This window comes from Rhizobium sp. NXC14 (assembly GCF_002117485.1).
In the GTDB taxonomy this organism is placed as follows: domain Bacteria; phylum Pseudomonadota; class Alphaproteobacteria; order Rhizobiales; family Rhizobiaceae; genus Rhizobium.
On record NZ_CP021033.1, the window covers coordinates 64089 to 89729 of the forward strand.

At 60.0% G+C, this 25641-nt stretch carries 28 protein-coding genes; 16 read left to right on the forward strand and 12 right to left on the reverse strand.

The features are described from left to right. Nucleotides 1-7: 7 nt before the first annotated feature. Nucleotides 8-1042: an L-idonate 5-dehydrogenase gene (locus NXC14_RS28335; RefSeq protein ID WP_085781357.1), complete on the forward strand. Its 1035-nt coding sequence runs from the start codon at nucleotides 8-10 to the stop codon at nucleotides 1040-1042. A gap of 67 nt (nucleotides 1043-1109) precedes the next feature. Here NXC14_RS28335 and NXC14_RS28340 read toward each other — a convergent pair whose 3' ends face one another. The 4 genes from NXC14_RS28340 to NXC14_RS28355 form a co-directional block, all read right to left on the reverse strand. Beyond that, on the reverse strand, nucleotides 1110-1523 hold the full coding sequence (locus NXC14_RS28340; RefSeq protein WP_085781358.1) for a curlin: 414 nt from the start codon (nucleotides 1521-1523) through the stop codon (nucleotides 1110-1112). Between the two features lie 168 nt (nucleotides 1524-1691). Then, entirely contained in the window at nucleotides 1692-2090 is a 399-nt protein-coding gene (gene csgH / locus NXC14_RS28345; protein ID WP_085781359.1) for a curli-like amyloid fiber formation chaperone CsgH, read from the reverse strand. A 63-nt stretch (nucleotides 2091-2153) separates the two neighbouring features. Beyond that, the gene (locus NXC14_RS28350) at nucleotides 2154-2591 is read right to left on the reverse strand and encodes a curlin (protein WP_085782030.1); all 438 of its coding nucleotides are present in this window, start codon (nucleotides 2589-2591) and stop codon (nucleotides 2154-2156) included. A 182-nt stretch (nucleotides 2592-2773) separates the two neighbouring features. Then, on the reverse strand, nucleotides 2774-3667 hold the full coding sequence (locus NXC14_RS28355; RefSeq protein ID WP_085781360.1) for an alpha/beta hydrolase: 894 nt from the start codon (nucleotides 3665-3667) through the stop codon (nucleotides 2774-2776). Between the two features lie 296 nt (nucleotides 3668-3963). Here NXC14_RS28355 and NXC14_RS28360 point away from each other — a divergent pair, with 296 nt between their 5' ends. The 3 genes from NXC14_RS28360 (at nucleotide 3964) to NXC14_RS28370 (ending at nucleotide 7005) form a co-directional block, all read left to right on the forward strand. Beyond that, complete coding sequence (locus NXC14_RS28360) at nucleotides 3964-4368, forward strand: hypothetical protein (protein WP_085781361.1); 405 nt, start codon at nucleotides 3964-3966, stop codon at nucleotides 4366-4368. Between the two features lie 895 nt (nucleotides 4369-5263). Continuing rightward, nucleotides 5264-6100 (forward strand): alpha/beta hydrolase, encoded by an 837-nt coding sequence (locus NXC14_RS28365; RefSeq protein ID WP_348630268.1) that lies wholly within the window; start codon nucleotides 5264-5266, stop codon nucleotides 6098-6100. A gap of 176 nt (nucleotides 6101-6276) precedes the next feature. After that, nucleotides 6277-7005, forward strand: a complete 729-nt coding sequence (locus NXC14_RS28370) for a gamma-glutamylcyclotransferase (RefSeq protein WP_085781363.1) — start codon at nucleotides 6277-6279, stop codon at nucleotides 7003-7005. Nucleotides 7006-7054: 49 nt separating this feature from the next. Here NXC14_RS28370 and NXC14_RS28375 read toward each other — a convergent pair whose 3' ends face one another. After that, nucleotides 7055-7954 carry a LysR family transcriptional regulator gene (locus tag NXC14_RS28375; RefSeq protein WP_085781364.1) on the reverse strand — a complete coding sequence of 300 codons (900 nt, stop codon included), beginning with the start codon at nucleotides 7952-7954 and terminating at the stop codon, nucleotides 7055-7057. 113 nt (nucleotides 7955-8067) lie between these two features. On the opposite strand from NXC14_RS28375, the gene NXC14_RS28380 reads away from it, so the two are divergent. From NXC14_RS28380 to NXC14_RS28405, 6 genes are all read left to right on the forward strand, one after another. Then, on the forward strand, nucleotides 8068-9000 hold the full coding sequence (locus tag NXC14_RS28380; protein WP_085781365.1) for a VOC family protein: 933 nt from the start codon (nucleotides 8068-8070) through the stop codon (nucleotides 8998-9000). A gap of 316 nt (nucleotides 9001-9316) precedes the next feature. Further along, nucleotides 9317-10006: a hydrolase gene (locus tag NXC14_RS28385; RefSeq protein WP_085781366.1), complete on the forward strand. Its 690-nt coding sequence runs from the start codon at nucleotides 9317-9319 to the stop codon at nucleotides 10004-10006. 64 nt (nucleotides 10007-10070) lie between these two features. Continuing rightward, the gene (locus NXC14_RS28390) at nucleotides 10071-10358 is read left to right on the forward strand and encodes a XapX domain-containing protein (RefSeq protein WP_085781367.1); all 288 of its coding nucleotides are present in this window, start codon (nucleotides 10071-10073) and stop codon (nucleotides 10356-10358) included. Then, entirely contained in the window at nucleotides 10358-12340 is a 1983-nt protein-coding gene (locus NXC14_RS28395) for an amidohydrolase (RefSeq protein WP_157131518.1), read from the forward strand. The genes NXC14_RS28390 and NXC14_RS28395 overlap by 1 nt, the downstream gene beginning before the upstream one ends. Nucleotides 12341-12501: 161 nt before the next feature. Continuing rightward, nucleotides 12502-12945 (forward strand): DoxX family protein, encoded by a 444-nt coding sequence (locus tag NXC14_RS28400; protein ID WP_085781369.1) that lies wholly within the window; start codon nucleotides 12502-12504, stop codon nucleotides 12943-12945. Continuing rightward, nucleotides 12942-14540, forward strand: coding sequence for an MFS transporter (locus tag NXC14_RS28405; protein WP_085781370.1), 1599 nt, complete (start codon nucleotides 12942-12944; stop codon nucleotides 14538-14540). The genes NXC14_RS28400 and NXC14_RS28405 overlap by 4 nt, the downstream gene beginning before the upstream one ends. 98 nt (nucleotides 14541-14638) lie before the next feature. Here the strand turns inward: NXC14_RS28405 and NXC14_RS28410 are convergent, their stop codons facing one another. Next, nucleotides 14639-15265 (reverse strand): hypothetical protein, encoded by a 627-nt coding sequence (locus NXC14_RS28410; RefSeq protein WP_085782031.1) that lies wholly within the window; start codon nucleotides 15263-15265, stop codon nucleotides 14639-14641. Between the two features lie 439 nt (nucleotides 15266-15704). Continuing rightward, nucleotides 15705-16628 carry a LysR family transcriptional regulator gene (locus tag NXC14_RS28415; protein ID WP_085781371.1) on the reverse strand — a complete coding sequence of 308 codons (924 nt, stop codon included), beginning with the start codon at nucleotides 16626-16628 and terminating at the stop codon, nucleotides 15705-15707. A gap of 154 nt (nucleotides 16629-16782) precedes the next feature. Between NXC14_RS28415 and NXC14_RS28420 the strand changes: the two genes are divergently transcribed. Beyond that, nucleotides 16783-17964 (forward strand): MFS transporter, encoded by a 1182-nt coding sequence (locus NXC14_RS28420; RefSeq protein WP_085781372.1) that lies wholly within the window; start codon nucleotides 16783-16785, stop codon nucleotides 17962-17964. A 401-nt stretch (nucleotides 17965-18365) separates the two neighbouring features. After that, entirely contained in the window at nucleotides 18366-18566 is a 201-nt protein-coding gene (locus NXC14_RS28425) for a hypothetical protein (RefSeq protein ID WP_085781373.1), read from the forward strand. Between the two features lie 110 nt (nucleotides 18567-18676). Here NXC14_RS28425 and NXC14_RS28430 read toward each other — a convergent pair whose 3' ends face one another. After that, nucleotides 18677-19972 carry a GGDEF domain-containing protein gene (locus NXC14_RS28430; protein WP_085781374.1) on the reverse strand — a complete coding sequence of 432 codons (1296 nt, stop codon included), beginning with the start codon at nucleotides 19970-19972 and terminating at the stop codon, nucleotides 18677-18679. A gap of 152 nt (nucleotides 19973-20124) precedes the next feature. On the opposite strand from NXC14_RS28430, the gene NXC14_RS28435 reads away from it, so the two are divergent. From NXC14_RS28435 to NXC14_RS28445, 3 genes are all read left to right on the forward strand, one after another. Continuing rightward, nucleotides 20125-21819, forward strand: coding sequence for a cache domain-containing protein (locus NXC14_RS28435; RefSeq protein WP_085781375.1), 1695 nt, complete (start codon nucleotides 20125-20127; stop codon nucleotides 21817-21819). Further along, nucleotides 21816-22172 (forward strand): response regulator, encoded by a 357-nt coding sequence (locus tag NXC14_RS28440; RefSeq protein ID WP_085781376.1) that lies wholly within the window; start codon nucleotides 21816-21818, stop codon nucleotides 22170-22172. Before NXC14_RS28435 ends, NXC14_RS28440 begins: the two co-directional genes overlap by 4 nt. Nucleotides 22173-22275: 103 nt before the next feature. Beyond that, nucleotides 22276-22461 carry a hypothetical protein gene (locus NXC14_RS28445; RefSeq protein WP_085781377.1) on the forward strand — a complete coding sequence of 62 codons (186 nt, stop codon included), beginning with the start codon at nucleotides 22276-22278 and terminating at the stop codon, nucleotides 22459-22461. A 42-nt stretch (nucleotides 22462-22503) separates the two neighbouring features. On the opposite strand, the gene NXC14_RS28450 is transcribed toward NXC14_RS28445, so the two are convergent. From NXC14_RS28450 to NXC14_RS28465, 4 genes are all read right to left on the reverse strand, one after another. Then, nucleotides 22504-23022 (reverse strand): hypothetical protein, encoded by a 519-nt coding sequence (locus NXC14_RS28450; RefSeq protein WP_085781378.1) that lies wholly within the window; start codon nucleotides 23020-23022, stop codon nucleotides 22504-22506. A 107-nt stretch (nucleotides 23023-23129) separates the two neighbouring features. After that, nucleotides 23130-23675 (reverse strand): GXWXG domain-containing protein, encoded by a 546-nt coding sequence (locus NXC14_RS28455; protein WP_085782032.1) that lies wholly within the window; start codon nucleotides 23673-23675, stop codon nucleotides 23130-23132. Further along, nucleotides 23675-24172, reverse strand: a complete 498-nt coding sequence (locus NXC14_RS28460) for a metallophosphoesterase family protein (protein WP_085781379.1) — start codon at nucleotides 24170-24172, stop codon at nucleotides 23675-23677. The genes NXC14_RS28455 and NXC14_RS28460 overlap by 1 nt, the downstream gene beginning before the upstream one ends. Nucleotides 24173-24219: 47 nt before the next feature. Next, complete coding sequence (locus NXC14_RS28465; protein WP_085781380.1) at nucleotides 24220-25041, reverse strand: DUF1206 domain-containing protein; 822 nt, start codon at nucleotides 25039-25041, stop codon at nucleotides 24220-24222. A gap of 97 nt (nucleotides 25042-25138) precedes the next feature. Between NXC14_RS28465 and NXC14_RS28470 the strand changes: the two genes are divergently transcribed. Beyond that, nucleotides 25139-25612 (forward strand): NUDIX domain-containing protein, encoded by a 474-nt coding sequence (locus NXC14_RS28470; RefSeq protein WP_085781381.1) that lies wholly within the window; start codon nucleotides 25139-25141, stop codon nucleotides 25610-25612. Nucleotides 25613-25641: the final 29 nt, after the last annotated feature.

Here is a 25641-nt window from a genome sequence, read left to right on the forward strand (position 1 = left end):
GAATAGGATGCAGACGCGTCTGGCGCGGCTTTACCAGAAGGGCGATCTCAGGGTCGAAATGGACACGGTTCCAGCTCCCGGTCCAGGCGAGGTGCTTCTCAAGATGGCGGCCGCGGGCATCTGCGGCTCCGACCTGCATTATTATCAGGACGGCGGCTTCGGGCCGGTCAGGGTGCGCGAGCCGATCATCCCCGGCCACGAGGCCTCGGGGAGGGTGAACCAAGCGGGCGAGGGGGTCGATCTCAAAGCCGGCATACTGGTCGCAGTCAATCCAAGCCGGCCTTGCGGCCATTGCGAATACTGCGTGACGGGGCTGCCGATCCATTGCCTCGATATGCGCTTCATGGGCAGCGCGATGCGCCTGCCGCATGAGCAGGGCATGTTCCGGGAGTGGCTGGTGGTGCCGGCCCGGCAATGTTTCGAAATGGGAGCCGAGACGACGGCCGAGGAAGCGGCCTGCACCGAGCCGCTTGCCGTCTGCCTGCATGCCGCATCGCGCGCCGGCGAGATATCAGGCAAACGCGCCCTCGTCACCGGCGCCGGCCCGATCGGCTGTCTGATGGTTGCCGCCGCGCGGCATCACGGTGCGGCCGAGATCGTCGTGACCGATCTCGCCGATGCGGCGCTGGAGCGGGCGAAAGCGATGGGCGCCAATCGCACGATCAATGTTTCCGGGGATGCGGCAGCGTTTGGCAAATTCGAGGCGGGCAAGGGCTATTTCGATCTCGTCTTCGAATGCTCGGCCGCCGCACCCGCGATCCGAAGCGCAATCGCCGCCATCCGGCCGCGCGGCACCCTCGTGCAGGTCGGCGTCACGGGCGAGATCCCGGTCCCGCTCAACGCCATTGTCAGCAAGGAGCTGCATATCCACGGCACGCAGAGGTTCCACGAGGAATTCGCCACAGCCGCGAGGCTGATCGCAAGCCGCAAGATCGATGTCCGGCCGATCATCAGCCACAGTCTACCCTTGGAAGAAGCCGCCGCCGCCTTCACCCTTGCCGGCGACCGTACGGCCGCCTGTAAGGTACAGCTTACGTTTTAGCGGCTTAAAACTCGCCGTAGAGATTCCGTATAGGCGCTGGCTGGTCGCGCCCGGCCTGTGAACCGCCTTACCAGCCATAGCTGAAGGTAGCGCCACTGCCGTTATCCCCATCTTGCACCACGTCGGTTTCAGTATTTCGCCCATACTGGAAAATGCCATAGGCATTGTTGTTGCCGTTCTGCCGCAACGTCGCGGAATGACCATTGCCCCGTTGCCTGACAAAGCCGAGGTTGCCGCGGCCAGCCTGAGCGATACCAGCCGCGTTACCCCGACCCAGTTGCTTGATGTCAGCGTCTTTCAAACCGCGATAGAGCGAATAGACGCGCAACCCGGTTGAAAAAAGTCCGGCATCCCGCGCATTGTCCGGTGCGAGGTTGAACGAGATCCTGCCGCCGGCATAGGCTGGCGCAGACAAGGCTACTTGGCCGAGGCTCCCGGCAAGAAGGGTGACGGCAAGGATCTTAAACAGGTTGCGGGTCATTCTGATCTCCATTTGCGGCTGCCTCAGCCGATGATCAACTTTCACATCTTGCAGCTGAACCCAGTCGGAATTGCCCGTTCAGTTGTCGTTCAGTCGCTTCGGCCCGGTAGAAGCAAAAGGACGCCGTAAACGGCGCCCTTTAGGAAAACTGGAGAATTTGGAGGCCGATTAGTTGCCGCCGATCTGCTTCACGCAGCTGAAACTCTCATCCCCGACGACGACGTCCAGCGTGGCTTTGTATTTGGCTCCTTTCGAGTCGAGCGAAACCGAACCAAGGATTGTCGCATGTCCCTCGACTGCATCAAAATCGCCACTCTGGTTGATCGTAGAGCTTCCGCCGTCTCCCACTTTTTTGACATGGAAGGTGTAAGTCCCGCCGACATGCTTGTCGGCGTGGACGAGCGCGTCCAGTCTCACCATACCTGCCCCCGGGGTTGCTTTGATTTCGCAAAGCTGCACCCGGTCAGATTGGTTGGCTTTCGTCATGGCGGAAACCGCGCCGACGGGAAGCAGGACCAGCGCGAGAATCGTCATCATGCGGTGCGGATGTTTGATGCTATTTGGCATGGTCGTTTCCCCTGATGGTCTGCTGTTGCGATCTTGACCTCTTTTACATCATCGTGCAGGCGCCTAAGGGCAGGCCTGGACGAAGGCCGCGACATTGCCGTTGCCGCCCTGGCTGACATTCGCGCTGCAGCCATGGCCGACCTGGACGCCGGCCGCGATGTTGCCATTACCGTCCTGGGTAAGAATGGTCGTGTGGCTGGAGCCGAATTGGCCAATGCCCGCTACGTTGCGGTTGCCGCGCTGATAGGTGGCGCCATAGTTGTCATTGCCTTCCTGACCGACAGCTGAAAGATTATGTCGCCCATATTGACGGCCGAGAATTCGGTTGTAGCCACCGTTCTGATAGGTTCTGATCCGGTTTCCGTATCCTTCCTGTGCCCCACCGGCAGAGTTCGACCAGCCATATTGTTCGATACGAACATCATTGGCCATGGCGGGGGCTGCGGCGGCAATGCCGACGAGAGCGACGAGTGCAGTTGCAATGATAGACGTGCGGATCATGAACATGTCTCCTCAGGCGGATAAGACCGCGGTTGAACGTCTTTCTTCTAGACGCTCTCTTCGGAACGGAAGCTGAAGACACCATTCAGTCGGGGTTCATTCGCGGAGATCAGCGCCCCTCCGCGGCCAGATCACCCTATTCTGCCTACTCGAGAGTTCAGGCGAGGGATAGGTGGGCCCGCTCACGCGACACCAGCCAAATGCTGCCGCTCAGACGATTGCTGTGCTTGCTCCCTCGCAAGGTCGCTCAGCATCTGTCGGGCTACGGCTGGCAAAACATGATGTGGAAGGTGGCCGACGCCCTCGATCACCCTGATCGTCGGCCTCGGATGCTTCTGCCGAACGCCATCGATGTGCCAGGCCGGCTGAACTATGCGATCCTCCGAACCGAACAGGACGTGTAATGGAAGATTGCCGGGCAGCGTCGGCTGAAGTTCCATGTCTTTGTTGAAGGCTCGCAGCTCGTTAGCCATTGTTTCAATTGCGCCCGGATTAACCATATGAGCGGCGGGCAATATCGACAGCTGGGGAGGCAAAGGGTTTGGAAAGGACGACGATCGCAGACCACGCTCGAGAAAAAACGCTGCCCATCGGCTGATTACGTGCTGGCGGATCAAGGATCCCACCACCGGGGCGACGGATGCCCGGAGGATGGGCAGCGGTTTCGGTGGGACGGGCCTGCAGCACGGCGAAATCAGAAGCAATCCGTTCACCAGCTCCGGCCGGCGCGCGGCCAAATGAAGTGCCGGCGCGCTGCCGATGGAGTGGGCTACAATCGAGACGCAATGCAGGTCCATTGCATCGATCAGACGCTCAAGCCAAAAGGATTGGCCTATTGGTCCTCGTTCAGCGAGAGGAAGAGGGCTGCTGAAACCATAGCCCGGGCGATCCGGGGCTACCATTCGGAACGGGCTCTGAGCAAACGGAAGCAGAACCTCTTCAGCCAGGCTCCCACAGCCATGGAGGACAACGATCGGCCTGGCGTTCAAGTCGCCGCTCTCCAGAACATGCACCTGGTGCTTGTCAATCTGGTGAACCGTTCCGATCCGGGGGCGAAATACCTGCTGCTTCAACATGATCCAACAAACGCCCGCGGTTGGTTCTCGGTTCCGCGACACTTGTGGCTTAGTTCGACCAACCTGTTCTAGGCGGAGCGTGCCTGCGGCAAGCCGTTGTAACAAGTTCCCACTGACACTGCCATCAGGGTTAACCTGCTCGCCCCCGCAATGTTGTTCTAGTGTCGCCTGGCTTCCCGGCAATATTTCCATTCTGATATCGATGACAGGGCTGGCGCTCCAAAGATCCTCTGATGCGCTCTTTCTCAGAAACTTGAAAACGTGCTAAGTTTCGTCGGCTACAGAGGGGAAAACCAATGCCACGCATCGCAAATCTTTACTTCAAGACCGCCATCATTTTTCTCATCGCCGGTATCTCGGTCGGCCTTCACATGTCGATTTCAGGTAACCACGCACCGACCGGGGCCCATGCCCACGCCAATCTGCTCGGCTGGGTCACCATGGCGCTCTTCGGCGTTTACCACGCGCTCAATCCACACAAGGCCGAGAAGCGCCTGGCAATGATCCAGTACGTCGTCTATACCTTCGGTGTCGCGGTGCTGATCCCGTCCCTCTATCTGCTGCTTTCCGGAAACATGGCAATGGAACCGATTGTCGCCATTTCCTCGCTCATCGCCTTCGCCGGCGTGCTGATGTTCGCCGTCATCATCTTCTCGGGCAGCGAGGCTTCGAGTCGGGCCGGCGTCTCCCGGGCGAGCTGATCCAATCGGGAAAGAGCGACGATCTCGGTTGCCAAGTTGCATGTTCGAATTTTCTTTGCATCTCCTGCTTTTGCACTGAGAATTATCGGGAGTTTCTGGCCTGGCTTGGCAACCGTTGATCGACACTGTCAAATGCGGATCGCGCCAGGTTGCGAAGGCTTGGACTAAGCCGATCGCTGTCACATCGGCTCCGCGCGGGCGGAGACCTCCTAGAATGCACTGAGGCCCGTTCAGCAATCCGATCGCCAGGACATGAACGCGTTCGTGCCGCCGGCAGGCGGCGATTCGTTCGATCGGAAGTGAGCGCAGCTCGTTCGGATCGGTAAGCTCCTCGCAAGCCTGGCTGTCTCAGTGCTTTTTCAAACCTTGTAAAGCTCATCGAAGTAGGCGCAGATCGGCCCGATGCGGCGGTGCAGATCAAGAAGATAGGTTATTGCAGCGGCGTCGACAGGGTCATGAATTTGTGCATGGCCTGATTGACACTGTCGGCGGCGAGCGTCTTCACGTCCTCGTCAATCAGCCCCGGCGACGCTTTTGGCGCCGGGCTCATCTTGCCGTCCGCCGCCTGCTTCAGGAATACAGATGGCCTCACGACGGGAGCACGTCAGGCCCGGGCCCCATTATTTCACGCGACGCAATAAACTCGCAATTATTCTCGCAATTGTGGACGTGAGGAGATGACGGCAATATTACCCCTGTCAGACGAACACAAGTTAGCTGAAGTTTTCAATAACGAAATCGCAGGACGAAGATGACCCAACCTCACCATTCCATGACCCGCCGAGACGCGCTGTTGTCAATAGGCGCCGCCGCAGCAGCCATGGCAATTTCACCCTCTCTCAGTTTCGCAGCCAATGCGGCTCCCATCATAAACCCAATCGAAGGATCCAAGAACATGCCATATGTAACCACCAGAGACGGCGTCGAAATCTTCTACAAGGATTGGGGCTCTAAGGATGCCCAGCCGATCATGTTCCACCATGGATGGCCGCTGTCGTCCGACGACTGGGATGCGCAGATGCTGTTTTTCCTGTCGAAAGGTTTTCGCGTCGTCGCCCATGACCGGCGTGGCCATGGCCGATCCGCCCAGGTGGCCGACGGTCACGATATGGACCATTACGCAGCCGATGCCTTTGCCGTCGTCGAGGCGCTCGACCTGAAGAATGTCGTCCATATCGGTCATTCCACCGGTGGCGGCGAGGTCGCCCGTTATGTGGCCAAGCACGGCCAACCTGCCGGCCGCGTCGCCAAGGCGGTTCTCGTTTCGGCCGTGCCGCCGCTCATGCTCAAGACAGAGGCCAATCCCGAAGGCCTGCCGATGGAAGTGTTCGACGGTTTCCGCTCGGCACTTGCCGCCAACCGCGCGCAGTTCTTTCGCGACGTTCCGACCGGGCCGTTCTACGGCTTCAACCGGGAAGGCGCCAAGGTGCAGGAAGGCGTGATCCAGAACTGGTGGCGTCAGGGCATGATGGGCGGCGCCAAGGCCCATTACGATGGCATCAGGGCCTTCTCCGAAACCGACCAGACGGAGGACCTGAAGGCAATCACCGTTCCGACGCTCGTCTTGCATGGGGAAGACGACCAAATCGTTCCGATTGCGGACTCGGCGCTGAAGTCGATGAAGCTTCTGAAGAAAGGTTCGCTGAAGACCTACCCGGGGTTTTCGCATGGCATGCTGACCGTGAATGCCGACGTGCTGAACGCCGACCTGCTGGCCTTCGTCCAGGCCTGATCGGTCCTGGCGACGGGGGCGGCCTCCCACGCACCCGTCGCCTCACAAAGATCCACAGGCGCTCGGCGCGCTACCCTCTTCGATAGAAACAGTCCCCGTTAAATGATCAGGCGACCCCCAAGAACTGCCGGATGCGATGGTCCTTCGGCGTTTATCTCGTTGAAATAATTGCCGCCATGCGAAAAACAACCACCGCCAAGACACCGGTACCTGTTGCCATGCAACTGACCCCGGACCTCGTAGCCAAAACCTTCAAGCCCGTCGAGGACGAGGGCCCAGAGCCTAACTGGACTCCAATCTCGGGTCAGCGACTCGATGAACTCGTCAGCAGAGTAGAGCGGGAGGCTGGTGACGAGGAGATATGGGTGTTCGCTTATGGGTCTTTGATGTGGAACCCGGGCTTCGAAGTAGCGACAAGTGAAGAAGCCATTGCGTACGGGTGGCATCGTGCGTTCTCGTTGAGGATAGAACGGCTAAGGGCTACCTCCGATGCGCCGGGTCTGATGCTGGCGCTTCGGCCGGGAGGGAGTTGCTCTGGCCTCGTGCTGAAGCTCCCCTGCGCCACGAAAAGGCAGGATCTGCGTACGCTTCTGGCGCGCGAAATCCGATATGCCGAGGTGTGCGACATGGTGCGATGGGTTTCGGTCGAGACACCGACGGGTAGACGCCGCGCACTCACATTTTGGGCGAGCACGAAGCGATCACGGCTCACGGAGAAGATACCGCTCGACGACGCCGCAGTGTTGATCGCTCAGGCATGCGGACCGGCGGGATCCTGCGCGGAATACCTGCATCGGACGGTCTTGGATCTGGCTGACCGGAACATCTTCGATCGAAACCTGTGGCAGCTACAGAAAATCGTCGCCGCAAGACTAAGGGCGCTTTCACAGGACGGCTCGATCTGAGGAAGGTGTAAGTCTCCTGAGGATCCGTGATGATGCGCGGCGGTGTACGTCAATCCAGCATGACCATCTGCGCCGCGACTTGCTCTTCGAAGAATTTCGAGAATGAAGCGATGCGGGGTGGAAGGGCCTGGTACGGCGGGTAAAACAGCGTCAGCCACAGGTCAGGCGGCGCCCACCCCTTGAAGACGTGGACGAGACGACCGCTCCTGATGTGATCGGCGATGTTGAATCCTGGGAGCAGTGCGACACCTGCACCGTCGGCGGCCATGTCCGCCAGTACCTCGCCACTGTTGGCGCTGAAGGCCCGACCTGCCGAGATCGTGATGCTTGAGCCGCCGTCGGACAATAGCCAGTTCTCGCGCCGGCTTTCGCCACTATAGGCGAGGCAGTCGTCTGGCTTTAGTTCGTTGGGATGTTGCATATCGGCGAAACGGCTCCCCGGGGCCGCGACCAGGATGCGCGGCACTACCCTGATTTTTCTCCAGATCGTGTACTTGTCCGAAGGCTGTGATGAGATACGGATCGCCAGATCGTAATCGTCATCGACGATATTCACCAAACCGTCGGACAAGGAAATCTCAAAGCTCATCTTCGGATAGCGTTCCTTGAAACCTGACAGGATCGGCGGCAGCACGGTCTTGCCGAACCACGTCGGCGCGCTGATCCGCAGCCGCCCTTCGTCGGCCTTGTGTGCATTCATAACTTCGCGGCGCGCTTCTTCCAGCGTCTTCACCGCTGGCTGGATCTGCGCGGCGAAGATTGCGCCGTCAGTCGTCAGCGAGACTTGCCTTGTCGTGCGCACGAAAAGCTGCACGCCAAGTTCCGCCTCGAGTGCTGCAATCGCGCGTGTGACGGCTGCCGGCGTCATGTCCAACTCGCGGGCGACCTGGGCGAAATTTCGTTTTTCAGCAGCGAGCAGAAAGGTTCTGAGGGCTTTGTAATCGTTCATGTCATTGTTTCAGGATTTGCAATTCACTCGAGAGGAATATTGCAATACCCGATGGCGATCAACAGGCGTAGTTTTCAGATGAACAATTTCAATGCCCACTGAAAGGCATCTCCATGATTAAGGACATCAAGGGATTACACCACGTGACTTCGATGGCATCGGACGCGCGGCAGAACAATCGCTTCTTCACCGATACGCTTGGTCTGCGCCGCGTGAAGCAGACGGTCAACTTCGATGACCCCAGCGTCTATCACCTCTACTACGGTGACGAGACAGGGGCGGCCGGGACAGTGATGACCTATTTTCCATTCCCGAACATGATGCTCGGCCGTCCCGGCGTCGGCGAAGTGGGCGAAACACAGTTCTCCGTGCCGAAGGGCTCGCTGAAATTCTGGCTGGACCGCTTCATCGCTCAAGGTGTGGACGGACTGGAATCTGACACCGTCTTCGGTGCCAACCGACTTCGCTTCATGGGGCCGGACGGCGACGGCCTTGCGCTGATCGAGTCCTCCGGTGACACGCGGGCGCCGTGGGTTGCAGATGGAATCCCCGACGACGCGGCCATTCGCGGTTTCGCTGGCGCTCGTTTCAGCCTTCATGACACCGCTGCGACCGAAGAGCTGCTCGGGTTCATGGGCTACCAGCGCGCTGACAAAGAGGGCGACGTGACCCGATTCATTATCCCCGACGGCAATGGAGCGGACACGATCGATCTGGCAGCGTTGCCGAAGACGCCTTTTGCGCGCCAGGGCGCAGGTTCGGTGCACCACATCGCGTTCGCCGTCGAAAACCGCGAGAAGCAGCTCGAGGTGCGCAAGGCGCTGATGGACACCGGCTACCAGGTCACCCCCGTCATCGACCGCGATTATTTCTGGGCCATCTACTTCCGCACGCCTGGCGGGGTGCTGTTCGAGGTCGCGACGAACGAGCCTGGCTTCAACCGGGACGAGGATACGGCGCATCTTGGGGAGGCTCTCAAGCTCCCAAGCCGATACGAGAACTATCGCACCGAGATTCAGGCCAACCTCGTGCCATTGTCGGCGTGAGCAGCAATCTCCCGTCAAAGCCACGATAAGAGCGCCGCGTCCGAAAGGGCCGCGGCGCTTTCCATTTCGGCCGCGCTTGCGGTCTAACGATTGTTGCAGATACCGCAATTCAATGGAAAGTCTTATTGCAATTCCGTGGACATCAGCCGTGCGATAAGTTTGTTTTCAGCAGCCAAGACAACGAGTGAGCGGCTCCGAGACGGGTCCAGGAACACTTCAAGGTTCGCCGAACCAGGTCGCACCCGCGTCCGATCAATTGCTGCTGCCCATTATAACACCGCAACAGGCGGTCCAAACAACCGAAGAGGAAGTGACCATGTCCAAGCTCGAAGTCCTGACCCCGGAAAACAGCCAGCTCATCTTTATTGACCAGCAGCCGCAGATGGCATTCGGGGTCCAATCGATCGATCGTCAGACGCTGAAGAACAATGTCGTCGGCCTCGCCAAGGCTGCCAAGATCTTCAACATCCCGACCACGATCACGACAGTCGAGACGCAATCCTTCTCGGGCAACACGTATCCGGAACTCCTCGCCGTGTTCCCCGAGAACGATATCCTTGAGCGCACCTCGATGAACTCGTGGGATGACCAGAACGTTCGTGACGCTCTGGCGAAGAACGCCGCCAACGGCCGCAAGAAGATCGTCGTCTCCGGTCTGTGGACCGAGGTTTGCAACACGACGTTCGCGCTCTCGGCCCTCCATGATGTCCCGGAATACGAGATCTACATGGTCGCGGATGCTTCCGGCGGCACGTCCGCGGACGCACACAAATATGCGATGGATCGCATGGTGCAGGCAGGCGTGATTCCGGTCACCTGGCAGCAGGTCCTGCTCGAGTGGCAGCGCGACTGGGCTCGCAAGGAGACCTACGATGCGGTCACAGCCCTCGTAAAGGAGCATTCGGGCGCGTACGGAATGGGCATCGACTACGCCTACACAATGGTTCACGGCGCAGAAGAACGCGTCAAGCACGGCAAGCGCATCGGTCCGAATCCCGCAAAGTAACAGTCTGATCAGACCGTTCCGATCATCCATCGGAGCGGTCCTTTCCTTAATTGGAGAACATCTCATGAAAATCTATTTAATGTCGCTTGGTGCTGGCCTGCTCGTCGGGACCGTCTACAGCCTTCTCAACGTCCGATCACCAGCACCGCCTGTCATTGCCCTGGTCGGCCTTCTCGGAATCCTTGTCGGCGAACAAATTATTCCGTTCGCGAAGACGCTTTGGAGAAACGAGCCGGCGGCGATCTCATGGATTCATCAGATCAAGCCGCACATCTTCGGTCACCTGCCGAAGGGCGGCGACCGCATCAACATTGCTCATAAGGCAAAGGCGACTGTAGAGGAGCGGGGCTGATGACCACGCGTCGATCCTTTCTCGGAGGTGCATCGAGTTTGGCCTTCTCGAACCTCTTCTCACCAGCGAAAGCTGCCGATGCCAGACAGACCGGAGTAGACACTATGCATCCCGACCTGATCCTCCACAATGGCCGCGTGACCACCCTTGACCGGACCAATCCGAATGCTACGGCAATCGCCATTAAGGATGGGCTGTTCCTCGAAGTCGGATCCGATAGTGAGATCATGGCGCGCGCTGGTTCCAGCACTAAGATCATCGACCTCAAGGGCAAGCGCGTTCTCCCCGGCCTCATCGACAACCATACCCATGTCGTTCGCGGTGGCCTGAACTACAACATGGAACTGCGCTGGGACGGCGTGCGCTCGCTCGCCGATGCGATGGACATGCTGAAGCGCCAGGTGGCGATCACGCCCGCGCCGCAGTGGGTTCGCGTCGTCGGCGGGTTCACCGAACATCAGTTCGCCGAAAAGCGGCTGCCCACTCTCGACGAGATCAACGCTGTCGCGCCTGACACACCCGTGTTCCTTCTGCACCTCTATGATCGTGCGCTGCTCAACGGTGCGGCTCTTCGCGCTGTCGGCTACAGCCGTGACACCCCGAACCCGTCCGGAGGCGAGATCACCCGCGATGCCAACGGCAATCCGACCGGTATGCTGCTGGCCAAGCCGAATGCAGGCATTCTCTATTCGACGCTTGCCAAGGGGCCCAAGCTTCCGTTGGACTATCAGGTCAACTCTACCCGCCACTTCATGCGCGAGTTGAACCGACTGGGCGTGACAGGCGTGATCGACGCGGGTGGTGGTTTCCAGAACTATCCTGACGACTATGAGGTCATCCAGAAGCTGTCCGACGAGAACCAGATGACGGTTCGGCTGGCCTACAACCTTTTCACGCAGAAGCCGAAGCAGGAGAAGGAAGACTTCCTAAACTGGACGTCCTCGGTCAAATACAAGCAGGGCAACGATTACTTCCGCCACAACGGCGCCGGCGAAATGCTGGTGTTCTCCGCCGCCGACTTCGAGGACTTCCGGCAGCCGCGCCCGGAAATGGCGCCGGAAATGGAGGGCGAGCTGGAAGAGGTCGTGCGGGTTCTGGCCGAAAACCGCTGGCCGTGGCGTCTGCACGCCACATATGACGAGACGATCTCCCGTGCCCTTGACGTGTTCGAGAAGGTCGACAAAGACATTCCGCTCGAGGGACTAAACTGGTTCTTCGACCATGCCGAAACCATCTCGGATCGCTCGATCGACCGTATCGCCGCGCTCGGCGGTGGTATCGCCACACAACATCGTATGGCATATCAGGGCGAATACTTCGTTGAGCGCTATGGGCACGGCGTGGCGGAAGCGACCCCGCCGATCAGGAAGATGCTCGACAAGGGCGTCAACGTCTCGGCCGGCACCGATGCCACCCGCGTCGCCTCCTATAATCCGTGGGTCTCGCTGTCGTGGATGGTGACTGGCAAGACGCTCGGCGGCATGCAGCTCTATCCGCGGGCCAATTGCCTCGACCGCGAGACGGCGCTCAGGATGTGGACCGAAAAGGTCACATGGTTCTCCAACGAGGAAGGCAAGAAGGGCCGCATCGAGAAAGGGCAGTTCGCCGATCTCGTGGTGCCGGACAAGGACTTCTTCTCCTGCGCCGAAGACGAGATCTCCTTCATCGTCTCGGAGTTGACCATGGTCGGCGGCAAGATCGTCTACGGCGCGGGTGACTTCAAGACGCTTGACGAGAACGACATTCCGCCCGCGATGCCCGACTGGTCGCCTGTCCGCAAGTTCGGCGGATACGCGGCCTGGGGTGAACCGGAAGGCGCGGGCGCTCGTTCGCTGCGCCGCACCGCTATCTCTACATGCGGATGCGCCAACGATTGCAGCGTTCACGGCCACGACCATGGCGGAGCCTGGACATCCAAGCTCCCGATAGCCGACCTCAAGGGCTTCTTCGGCGCTCTCGGCTGCTCCTGCTGGGCAGTCTGACGAACATTCAGCTCGGGTGGCCAACTGCCGCCCGAGAGCCGCCCATAATTGCTGTTTTTGCAATTAAATCGAAACTATTGCTGCAATTGTTGGCAAGGCGGTAGCCAGCCAATATCGCTCCATCGAACACAGCCGCTCGCGGCGGACATACAGGAGCCGACATGACCTACCAATCTCAATCATCCAATCCAATCCGGAGCCGCGTGGCAGGCGTCGTCGAATCGCCTGTGGTGCGAACGGCGTCGCTGCTGGCTCTTTGCGCAGCCTACATCCAGGGTCCGCTCACCAAGATGTTCGACTTCAACGGTGCACTGGCTGAGATGGATCATTTCGCTCTGCATCCCGCCGCGTTCTTCGCGATCGCCGTGATCGTATTCGAGCTGACGGCCTCCGCCATGGTGATCTCGGGTTTCCTGCGCTGGGCGGGCGGGCTTGCGCTTTCAGGCTTCACCCTACTTGCAACCTTCATCGCCCTTCGCTTCTGGGAGATGGCGCCTGGGATGGACCGCATGATGGCCACCAATGCCTTCTTCGAGCACCTCGGCCTCGCAGGCGCATTCGTCTTCGTTACAGCATTCGACCTCACCAAGGGAGCAGGCAAATGAGCGCCGCAAAATCATCCGGGGGAACCTTCGCGCCCCTCGCACAGCCCGTGTTCGCCGTCCTGTGGATCGCCACCGTTATTGGTAACACCGGAAGCTTCATGCGCGATGTCGCAAGCTCCTGGCTGATGACGGATCTGTCCGCATCGCCGGCTGCGGTCGCCATGGTCCAGGCTGCCGGAACCCTGCCGATCTTCCTGCTTGCCATCCCCGCAGGCGTTCTGACCGACATCCTCGATCGCCGCAAGTTCCTGATCGCCATCCAGGTGCTACTCGCCTCTGTCAGCATGGCGCTGATGGTTCTCTCTCAGACGAGTATGCTTTCCGTCAGCGCGCTGATCGGTCTCACATTCCTCGGCGGGATCGGTGCTGCGCTGATGGGACCCACCTGGCAGGCGATAGTGCCGGAACTCGTGAAACGCGAGGACGTGAAGAGCGCGGTGGCGCTGAACTCGCTCGGCATCAACATCGCCCGCTCCATCGGGCCTGCCGCGGGTGGCCTGCTTCTCGCAGCCTTCGGAGCCGGGATCACCTATGGCGCGGACGTGGCCAGCTATATCGTCGTGATCGCAGCTCTTGTCTGGTGGCCGCGGGCAACGAACTCCAACGATGCGCTTCAGGAGAACTTCTTTGGTGCGTTCCGAGCCGGCCTCCGTTACACCCGCGCGAGCGAGCCGCTGCACGTCGTGCTTATGCGGGCGGCGATCTTCTTTGCCTTCGCCAGCGCAGTCTGGGCTCTTCTTCCGCTCGTTGCCCGCCAACTGCTCGGTGGTGATGCGAGCTTCTACGGCATCCTGCTTGGTGCGGTCGGTGCTGGTGCGATCGGCGGTGCCTTGGTGATGCCGAAGCTGCGTGCACGCTTGAGCTCGGACGGCCTGCTCCTCGGCTCAGCGCTTGTCACAGCAGCCGTCATGGGTCTGCTTGCTCTCGCTCCACCGAAGTGGGTTGCGATCGTCGTCCTTCTTTTCCTCGGGGGAGCGTGGATCACGGCGCTGACGACGCTCAACGGCACCGCCCAGGCTGTGCTCCCGAACTGGGTGCGTGGTCGTGGTCTTGCTGTCTATCTGACCGTCTTCAATGGTGCGATGACTGCCGGAAGCCTCGGCTGGGGTGCTGTCGGCGAAGCCGTAGGCATCCAGTCGACCCTGCTCATCGGAGCTGGCGGCTTGCTCATCGCCGGGTTCATCATGCACCGACTGAAGCTTCCCTCGGGGGATGCCGACCTGGTGCCGTCCAACCACTGGCCGGAGCCGCTTGTTGCCGAACCGATCGCTCATGACCGCGGCCCGGTTCTGATCCTGATCGAATACAAGGTCGAGAAGCAGCACCGCACAGCCTTCCTGCACGCAATCGATCATCTTTCCAGGGAGCGGCGCCGCGATGGTGCCTACGGATGGGGCATCACCGAGGATTCCGCCGATCCCGAGAAGATCGTTGAGTGGTTCATGGTGGAATCCTGGGCTGAACATCTTCGCCAGCACAAGCGGGTCTCGAACGCCGACGCCGATCTGCAAGGGAAGGTTTTGGCTTACCATGTCGGTGCCGAAAAACCTGTCGTCCGGCACTTCTTGGCAATCAATCGGCCCGCGGCGGCATGACACAGAAGTAAGGAAGTGGCAGCTAGGGCTGCCGCTTCCGATCCATTAGCTAATTAGGTAACTCGAGAGATCATTTGCCGATGCGAACGCCGCCAATCCTACCGCAGCAGGCCGTCGCTTCCGAACTCGTCCCAGCCGCTCAACCCGATGGCAGCATCTTCAGCTTTCGGATCAGCTTGATTGACTTTCTCTTTTTTCCTCAGCGAACGCGTCAGCTTCGCCTGATAAGCGGCGCGGCTGCGGTTTTCTGCCTTCGTCCTCGCGTCTTCTTCACGCCATTCGTCCACAGCCCCGCGGTCGAGCAGGTCTTCGACAATCCGCGGGTTGAATACGTGGAAGGTGATGCGCCGCGCTCGACCCTGAAGCCGGACGGTTCTCGTTCCAGCGCTTGGAAGACGCCCGTCCTCCAACCAACGCTTCCTTTCAGAGGCCGTTATCCCCAGGATGTCCTCAATCTCGCGAGGAATGATCGGAAGGTTGGCGATATCCTGTAGTGCTTCGGTTACAATCGACGAGGTCGCGCGAAACGCTGTCTTCGAAGACTCCGCCATGACTAGGGTGAGCGCGCCCGACTGCATATTCAGCGACTTTCTGACCGCGGGAGGCAGGCGAGACCGGACTTCTTGCAGGATTCCCTTCACCCTGACAGCCGAGCCGAGCGTCGCCTCCACGCGGAGTGACCACTCCCTGATCAGCTCGGGATCATCGCTGTTATTTTTCGCCATCGTGTTGGGCATACCGGAGCAGATGGGGTCGCAAGCGGCGAGCGTCAACCGGCTGCCTGTCCGATGCCGTCGTTGGCGCTTCGCACATTCGGGCGATTTTGCTTGATCCACCAAGGCCCATGCGTCCGTTCTGTTAGCCAGGGCCACCCATCCTGCCGTGAGGGATCACCCACTTAAAAGCGGCAGGGCCGCTCAAGTCCTTCCCCCCGCGGCCAGCGATTTGATCTGCTTGACTTGGTACGACAGATGGGCGGCGGTGAGAATATCAGCCGCTCGAGAATGCACAATCGGCTTGCTTCGGCATAGGCCTGAGATTGGCTCGGCCGGGATGTGCGACACAGACTGGCGGACGTCGCCACTCGGCAGCTGGGCAAAGCGGCCAAGCTTGATACCGTATTTTGGGGTAGACCATCTATTTGAAACTTACCTTTCGAGAATTTCAGATGATCTGTTCCGGCGGACGATCTTTGCCGACGTTTTCCGCAAGGAAATCTATGAAAGCGCGAATGCGCGCCGCGAGGTGCTCGTACCCGGCGAATACTGCGTGGATCAATTCGATGTCTTCAGGATTGTATTCTTCCAGCACGGGGATGAGTAACCCAGAGTCGATCTCTGGCTCAACATGAAATTGGCCGATCCGAGCCAAACCAACGCCGGCAAGGCACAGCCTGCGTATGGCCATTCCGCTGTTGACCGCGCTGTTGCCGGATACGGGCAACCGATACATCTCGGTCGATCCCGGCGCTCGAAAGGGCCACTCGTTGAGCGTTCGGCGGAAATTGAAAGTCAGGCAATTGTGGCCAGCGAGATCGGCCGGTGTCTTTGGTATGCCATGGGCATCCAGATAGGCCTGAGATGCAACAATGACGCGCCGGCTTTCAAGGAGTTTTCGGGCTTTCAGTGACGAATCTTCCATGGGGCCGGAGCGGATCGCAATGTCGGTCCGCTCTTCGATCAAGCCAATGACGCCGTCCGAAAGTGATATGTCGAGTTGCACTTCGGGATAGAGTTTGAGGAACTTCGGGACGAGCGGGAGGAGATAGCGTTCACCAAAGCCAACGGAGGCATTGACCCTGAGAATCCCTCGCGGCGCGACTTTTCTGCCAGACGCGATGATCCGTTCAGTCTCCGCAATGTCGCCCAGGATTCGCCGGGCTCTCTCCAGATAAATTTCGCCTTCCGGCGTGAGCGTCATCGTGCGGGTTGAGCGGACGAGCAGTCGCGTTCCTAGCCGGTCCTCAATCCTGGTGACAAGCTTGCTCACCGCCGAGGGCGAAAGTTTCAGGCGCCGTCCGGCCGCCGAAAAACTCTGCAATTCCGCCGCATTTACAAATACTTCCATTTCACCAGTGCGATTATCCATCGTGTTGTCCTGTGAATTCGATTCACATCTTTTTCTTCAATAATGCCAATTATCACAAAAGTCCCGTGCAATCATATTGCGGTCAACAACTTCGTCTGACAGCGCTGCTGTCTTTGCAGCCGCCACCTCAACGGCGAGCGGAAAGGAATTTATAATGCCTTTAGCAATCTTCGCCTTGACGATCGCGGCCTATGCGATCGGTACCACAGAATTCGTGATTGTCGGTCTTTTGCCGACCGTTGCCACAGACCTCAGCATTACCCTGCCGCTTGCCGGGCTTATCGTCAGCGTCTATGCGCTTGGCGTCACCTTTGGCGCGCCGATCCTGACGGCGCTCACTGCCAAAATCGAAAGAAAGCCGTTGCTGCTCGGCCTGATGGCCTTGTTCATCGTTGGCAATACAATCGCGGCGTCGTCGCCAGGCTACGATCTGCTGCTTGTGGCCCGGGTGATCGCCGCCTTCGCCCATGGCGTGTTCTTCTCGGTCGGCTCGACCATTGCCGCTGATCTCGTGCCGGAGAACCGCCGCGCTTCGGCGATTGCCATGATGTTCATGGGCCTGACAGTTGCCATCGTCACGAGCGTGCCACTCGGCACCTATATTGGCCAGATCCTCGGTTGGCGCGCGACTTTCTGGGCCGTTGCCGCACTCGGCGTCATCGCCTTCCTCGCCATTGCCGCCCTGTTGCCGAACACGCTCAAGAAGGCGCCGCCGGCAAGCCTGCTCGATCAGCTTCGCGTTCTTGGCTCTGGTCGTCTGCTCATCGTCTTCGCAATGACAGCGCTTGGCTACGGCGGCACCTTCGTCGCCTTCACCTTCCTGGCGCCAATCCTCCAGGAAATCACCGGCTTCTCCGAGGAGAGCGTCAGCCTTATTCTGGTTCTCTATGGCATCGCAATCGCAATCGGCAACATTGCCGGCGGCAGGATCGCCAACCTTAACCCGGTCAAGGCATTGATCGGTCTGTTCATCTTGCAGGCCATTGTACTTGTCATCTTGACCTTTACCGCGGCCTCGCCGGTTCTGGCGATCGTCACCCTTGCTGCGCTCGGGTTCCTTCAGTTCGGCAACGTGCCGGGCCTCCAGCTCTATGTCGTCAAACTGGCCAAGGAACATCGTCCGGGTGCCGTGGACGTCGCATCGGCTCTCAATATTGCCGCCTTCAACCTAGGCATCGCGATGGGCGCATGGCTGGGCGGTCTGGTGGTTGGATCGCCGCTTGGCCTCGGTGCGACCCCTTGGGTTGGTGCCATCCTGGTTGTCATCGCTCTGTTGCTGACCGTGTTGAGCGGCGCTCTCGACCGTCGCGCGGTTCCGGCCCTGAAGACAGCCTAACACAGCGACCCGGCGCGTTCGGCGCCGGGTCGCTCCCATCGGATCTCACCCAGGAGAATTCCCATGTCTACGTTGAAAGCCCGCCAGTTTTCCGCGCTTTCGGAGGAGGCCTGACGCCCGGGGGGCGAAATTTCGTTTCTCGGCTGCTGGCGATCAACGGGCGTGGTTTTGAGACGATCGCTGCCTTCATTGAGGACCAGATTGTTTCTCCGACTGGTTACCGAAGCAGAATCCAAGAGATCTGCCGAAAACACGACCGCTGATGGCCGATGAACTAGTTGGCGGCTTTGGACGAAATTGCAGATACCGCACGGAAACAAAACGGCAGCTATGTGGTTACTGATCAGACGCGCAGGAGCGTTTCCCTTGCGAGGAAAAGTAGCCGTAACGGGAGCAAGACGATGGACACAGCAACACATTGGGCGCTTCTCCTTGGCATATTGACGTTGGCGAGCTGGTTGGCCGGAGGCTTCGCGGCTGTGCTTGGAAACGTGGAGCTTGGCCATCACGGGCAGAAGACAGCCGAATATCTGACCTTCGGTTTGAGCGTCACCGGCTTCATCTCCGCCATCGCGATGGTATTGATCCTGGTGATCCGATGACCTCGATCACCCGACTGGCCATAGGGCCGGCCTTCCCGCGACCGTCAATTATGTGGCTGCGGGCTGAATGATCGTTCGGGGGAAGGAGCTCTGATAGATCTGCCTATCCGCTACCCCTGACGTCGCGCGGCGGTCTGCCCGGCGGCAGCAGGCGGACGACGAAAGATCGAGACCTGGTTGCGTCCGGCCTCCTTGGCGCGGTAAAGAGCCATGTCGGCCTCGTGCTGGAGATAGGCCAACGAAACATCCGTATCGAGTGCCGATTTGAACGCCACCCCGACGCTCAGCGTCACCGAGGGGCCAACGCTGGAGGCCGGGTTCGGCAGGGCGGCCGCTTCCACGCTTTCGCGTACTCGCCTGGCGACCGCGACGGCCTCTTCTTCATCGACATCAGGAAGCACGATGAGAAACTCCTCGCCGCCATGTCGAGAGACAAGATCGCGATCTGCGCGCACGCAGCTCTGGATGATGCCGGCAACCTTGACGAGGCAGCGATCGCCTTCGCCATGGCCGAGCTTATCGTTCAGCCCCTTGAAATGATCAATATCGCACATCAGCATGGCGACGCCAGTTTCGCGGCCATTGCGCCAGAGGCCCTCGAGCGTTTCCATCATCCAACGGCGATTGGCGATCCCGGTGAGCGGGTCGGTTCGGGCCAGCCGCTCCAATCGGGCGTTCGCGTCGGCCAGCTCCGCGACACGGCGTTGATCCCTGCAGTCTAGAAGAAATGTCTTCTGCGCCAGGATATTCATCGTTCGCCTGGCGACCACCGTAGCGATGATCCCACAGGAAAAGAACAGGGTCGCGGCGACGACACTGCCCGCTTCCAAGAGCGGGTTGTACCATTGGAGGATGAAGTAGAGACAAAGGGCATAACAGGCAATTGCAATCGTCCAGGCCAGCGGTACGCTGAAGATGGTGATTGCGCTCGTCGCGACGAACAACATGATGCTCAAATGCCGCTCGTAAAATTCGCCGCCGGCAAAAACGCCGACGAGCCCGACCGAGAGGAGAATAAGGAACATTCCCACAAGCAGTGACGCCCGCTGAACGGCCGCCGGCCGCGGCTTGTTCCAGACGACCGCGGTCAAGATTGCCGCCGGCGGCAAAAGGCAGGCGGGGGCAATCATCGACAGAACGATCTGCCCGGGAAGCAGGAGTGCGTTCAGCGCCAGCGTCAGAACATCGACGAATGCGACCCAGATCATCCAGGAGCGGATGACCTTCGCGGTCTGCCGCCACAGCCTTTCGTCAAAACGGCGGCGCAGCTCGCCCGTCAGGCGGATATCGCGGGTTCGGCCCGATAAAAGACGTTCGACCTCATCCGCCATTACGCCAGACAGCGGCCGTGGCGGAACAGAGCCCGCTGGAGAGGTTTCAGAGGAAGTGCTTTTGGCATCACTCATCTTTGATTTAACTAGCCGCGATGCAAAGCCCGGCAAGGCTTACGTACCCGCATCGGGATTCGTATGTTGATACTTTGTAAACAAGATTGCGCGCGCGGTCTGGGCCGGATCGTCTCGCTCATGCTACCAACCCTTTTCCGAAAGGGGACAGGATGAGGCTCAAACTGGTTGCAGTTGCGGTTGCGGCGCTGGCGCCGGTGGTTGCGATGCTCGTCTACAACGAAGTCGCGCTCCGCCACCAGCGCAACGAGGAAGTGCGCGCCTCCGCGGCGCAGGCGGCGAGGCAAGCCTCGTCGGAAGTCGAACGGATCATCGAGGGTCTGCACGCCCTTCTCGTCGCCGTATCTGCCATGCCTTCCGTCCGGCACCTCGACGTCCAGGCTTGCAACGATGCACTGAAGTCGGTTGTCGAAAGCATCCCCAACATCCGCACCATCTTCGTCGCCGGTCTCGATGGGCGGCCGATCTGCGGAAGCATGGCTTTTCCCCCGGGCGTGGTGTTTTCCGACCGCGATTACTTCCGGCAGACTCTGGAGACCAAAGACTTCGTCGTCGGCACCTATACGCAGAGCCGCCTTTCCGATCGCCCGGTGTTGCCGCTCGCGATGCCGCTGATGGAAGGCGATACCATCAAGGCGATGATCATCAGCGGAATTCGGCTGGACTGGCTGCAGAACCGCATCACCGAGCGCGGTGTTGCTCCCGGCAATGCGGTGACGCTCGCCGACGCCAAAGGGACTATCATTGCGCACGTTCCCTCTCCCGAACAGTTCGTCGGTACGGTTATGCCCGAGGAATACCAGCGGCTGATCCACGCCGAACAGCCTGATGTCATCGAGATGACCGGCCAGGACGGAACAGCGCATATCCTCGGCTATCGCCCGATAGCCTTGCCTTCCAACCCACTCTATGTCAGCGCCGGCTTCTCGAAAGCGGAAGCCTTCGCGCCGATCGACCGGGCGACGCTGATGAATACGCTCGCCATCATCGGCGGTGCGCTTTTCGCCTTCCTCGCCGCGATTTTTATCGGCAACCGCTTCATCCTGATACCGATCTCCAGGATCGCGGATGTGATGGAAAGTTGGCGCAGCGGTCAGACGACGGCGCGGACCGGCATGAAGGGACCGGGCGAGCTGGGGCAGGTCGGCGCAACCTTCGATCGGCTGCTCGACGAACTCGAAGAGCGCAGGCGCCAAAATCAGCAGGCGGAGGAGGAACGCAGCCTGCTCGTCCGCGAGCTGGCGCATCGCGTCAAGAATGGCTTCACGCTCGTGCAGGCGATTGCCAGACAAACCTTCTCGCGGTCCGATCCGGAGAGATACAGTTCCTTCGCCGAGCGGCTCGCAGCCCTCGCCGGCACCTATGACCTCATCCTGTCGCGGGAGGGGTCGGCTTCGCCCATTCGGGATATCCTCTCCGCAGCCCTGCGGGCGCATGTCGCCTCGCAAGCCGAGCGCATTCATCTCGAAGGACCGGACGTCGTTCTTCCCGCAGACACCGCCCTGCCGCTCTCGCTCGTGATTCATGAGCTGGCGACCAATGCAACCAAGTATGGAAGCCTCGGCAGCGAAAATGGAACAGTCACCATCGAATGGAAACATGAGGATGGACGCGTCCAGCTTCTGTGGACGGAAGCCGGCGGCCCGCCGGTCTCGACGCCGACGAAAAAGGGCTTCGGCTCGGTGCTCATAGAACGTGCCTTCCCTTCGAAGGCGCAGGCGCGATCCCGGGTGGACTACCGGACCGAAGGCCTCATCTTCGAAGTAATATTTTCGATTGGGGAACCGGTTGCCAAAGGCGAAGTTGACCCTCCAAGCCGGGACGAAAAGCATACGAGCCAGACATGAAAACCAAGGTAGTCGTGGTCGAGGACGAAGCTCTGCTGCTGATGATGGCGGTCGCCATCGTCGAGGAGGCAGGCTTTGAGGCGCTCGAGGCACGCAATGCCGACGAGGCGCTGATGCTTTTCGAAAGAGTGCCCGGCATCCGGATCCTGTTTACGGATATCGACATGCCGGGCAGCATGGATGGCTTGATGCTGGCAAAGGCTGTCCGCGACCGCTGGCCGCCGGTGGAAATTATCCTCGCCTCCGGCATGAAGCAGCCGGACCCGAATGACCTGCCTGAGCGCGGCCTCTTCTTCTCCAAGCCTTACGACATCCGCAAGCTCACCGATGCGCTCGTCAGAATGGCCGCCTAAAGCATGGTCTTCAAAAACGTCGCCTAGGCGTCTTTGGAAGCTGAGCCATGCATCCTCTTGGAATCTTGTGCGTTTCCCTAATCCAACAGCAAAGGAGACGATCATGTCGAAACGTGAACTGGTAGATACGGGCACCGACAAGCGCTACGTCCGCCGCGACAATCGCGGTCGCTTCAAGGAATCCGACGATGTCGGCCGCTCGCTGTCGGCAGACAAGCGGCGGCGGGCAAAGAATGACACCAAGCCGGGGGAAGGCGACCGAGGCGACCATCACGCCAAAAAGCACTGAAGGTGCTGCGGCGGGAAAACCTCTTGATGTCAGGAGGAGGCCTCACTTCTTCGCCGGCGAGGGACGCTGTAGATCGATGCGGCTCGTCACGACCGACTGGCCCGAGGCCGGATCTCGGTCAACCGTTTGCAGTCGCAACCTGTCTTGCCCGACTTTCTCAATCATCAGCGTGGCGTCTCGATCGCCATTGACGATCCGCGCCCAGGTCACACGCAGGTTCAGTGCTTCACCGTTTCTGCTGCCGGCAAGCTTGGACGGCTGCCCCGATGGACCAATGTAATTGCCGGTGTAACGCTGCCCGGCTGCCTTCACACTCGCCGAGAAACTTCGGGTGAAAACCGCCAAGCCGCGGCATTTTCCGTTCATCGAGACGGCGGATGCGCTGGCATCTGATCTGAGGGTACACGAAACATTGAAATTGGTGCCGCCTATCTTGGTGAGCACCATTCCACCCCCGCTCCAGTCACCTGCCAAGGATTGCAAAAACCCTGCTTCGGACGCCTTTACGTTCGACGGCAAGCAGGAGAGCGAGAGCAAAGTCGCGATCAGGACGGCACGCATGATATCCCCCAGGCTAGCGTGCCCTTACAACTGGCGAACGCGGCAGATTGTTCCCGGCGCCGAGGCGCTGGCGCCATCGTGGCGGCATCGGGGAGTCGCCTCCTTATTCAATCTGGGACGGCTCGCTGAGATACGACTTCGATCTTGCGGAGATTGAAGAAATAGCGACGGGGATCATTATCGACGCACATCATACCGGCCACTTCGTGATCTCCCATCCTGCGGAAATAGTCGGCGATAGGCTGCCTGTCGTAGACCATCGCAGCAGTGCTGACGTTGTCGAACGTCCGAAGCTTCAACGAGGCGGTCGTGCCCGGCGCCCGGAGTGCCTTCTGCAGATAGGAGAACCAGTTCCGGGCGATCCGAGTGCGGCCGAACGGCGCCGCCTTGATCGCCAGGCTGATTGGGATAATTCCGGGTTCGATCGCCACCAGCCGATCCGACCGCCACTGAAAGAGGAGGGCGTCCGCGCGCATGTCGGCGTGGAACCGCTTGCCGAACCAGCCGAGGTTCTCGAGAACGCCGTCGAGCGGGTGATCCGATGGTATGCCCGCACCTCGCCACAGGCCGAGCATCTCGCTCGGCTGGACCGGCGCCAGCGAAGAGAACCAGGCCGTCATTTCGTTCTGTCGCTTAGCGCTTTTCAGCGGCATCATGACCCCGGCTTCGTTGACAACAGGGCTTGCAGCGACACCGGCCTGAGGCCCTGCGCATCGACGCCGACATCGTACTGGCGGGGCAGGGGCTTGAGGCGGCCGTGGGAATGTCCGTGCAGATTGATCGACTTCTTCCCCATCTTCTTCCAGGTGCGGAAGGGGTAATGGCACAGGATCAGCAGATGATCGTCCAGCGTCATCTCACTGTAGTGCTGAACGCTTGCCCATCCCGTCGCCTCTGTCGTCGCCGGGGGATCATTATTCCCGATGATGAGGTGCTTCCGCCCGTTCAGCATCGAAAGGAGCTGGTCGCAGTCCCCACCGCGGAACGACATGAAGTCGCCGAGATGCCAGATATCGTCCTGCGGGCCAATGATTTCGTTCCAGTTCTGGATCAGGGTCACGTCATGGGACGTCATGTCGGGAAAGGGGCGTCGGTCGATGCGAAGGACGCGGGGATCTGCAAAATGGGTATCGCCGGTAAAATAGATCATCTGACAGAGATGGCGCAGCCCGCCTGCTTGGGAAGCCGCCGTTTTTGCTAATGGCCAGGTGTGGGGATCGAATGTTTCACGTCGTCAAGGGAGGGGCTGTGCACGATGCGATAGCGCGCTTCGACGAGGTTATAGATCCCGAAGGCCGCCAGTCCGATCGCCACGGCGATATAGAGGATGGCGCCGAAAGGAAGCCGTCTCACCCATTCGAGCGCGTCCGCCATGCTGCCTGCCTGCTCAGGGTCAACACGAAAACCTGCATAGGCGAAAAAGATTCCGGTGATCACAAAGACGATGCCGCGGGCGACGAGGCCGTAGACGCAGACCGAGGTCACCACGCCGCTGGCGTCGGCGAGCCTGAGATAGCGCTCGAATTTCCTGGTGATGCCCTTAGCCGCCGTCACGACCCCGCCGATGATGAAGCCGAGACCAACGGCCATGGCAAGATAGGCGCCGAACGGCTGCGACATGATCCACTGGGCCAATCCCTTCTCACCCGAGCCTTCGCTTCCGCCGCCGCTGAAGAGTGCGTGCCCCAGCGCGTATCCGGCAAGCCCGAGATAGACAACGGCGCTGCCGAAGAAAACCGCGCGGATGGCGATGGCCTTGGTGTCGCGGCCATGGCCGTCGCTGTCGGCGAGCGACTGCGCCAGTCGCCAAGCGACGAAACCCAGAAGTCCGACGCCGATGAGCCCGACCCAGACGCGGCCGAAGGGCTGTTCGAGAAGCGTCGAAAGTGCCGATTTCGTTTCCGGCTTCCCCCCGGCAACGCCGGAGAAGAGAGCGAGGCCCGCCACGAGGAGGAACACGATACCGCGCGCCACATAGCCGCTCTTGGCAAGCAGGTCGAAACGGAATCCTTTGGGCATGATATTCTCCGCGCGTCTGTGTGGCTGTCAGCTCTAACGCGCCACCGCGCGGAAAGTTGTCCTCGAGGAAAGACCATGATCATTGAGGGAGTTGCCTATGCCGGTCCGTAGCGCCGGGCTTCTCATCTACCGCCTTTGCGAGAGGAAGCTGGAGGTCCTGCTCGTTCATCCCGGCGGTCCCTTCTGGGCAAAGAAGGACGAGGGCGCCTGGTCGATCCCGAAAGGATTGATCGAGGCCGGCGAAGACGAACTGTCGGCAGCAATCCGGGAGGCGCAGGAGGAGCTCGGCATCGAAATCAAGGGAAGCTTCGTCCCGCTCGGAGAATATCGCCAGCCTGGCGGAAAGGTGGTGGTCGTCTGGTCGGTGGAGGCGGACGTCACGCTTGATGTCGAGAAGGTACGGAGTTCGGAGTTTCAGATCGAATGGCCGCCGCGATCGGGTCGGATCCAAAGTTTTCCCGAGGTCGACCGCGCTGGGTGGTTTGCGATCGCAGAGGCTGAGATCAAGATTCTCAAGGGCCAGGCCGCAATGCTTGCCGATCTCGTAAAACAGCTCGGTCGAGACCAGTGAACGCGCTCAATCCTCTGAAGCACGCGAGG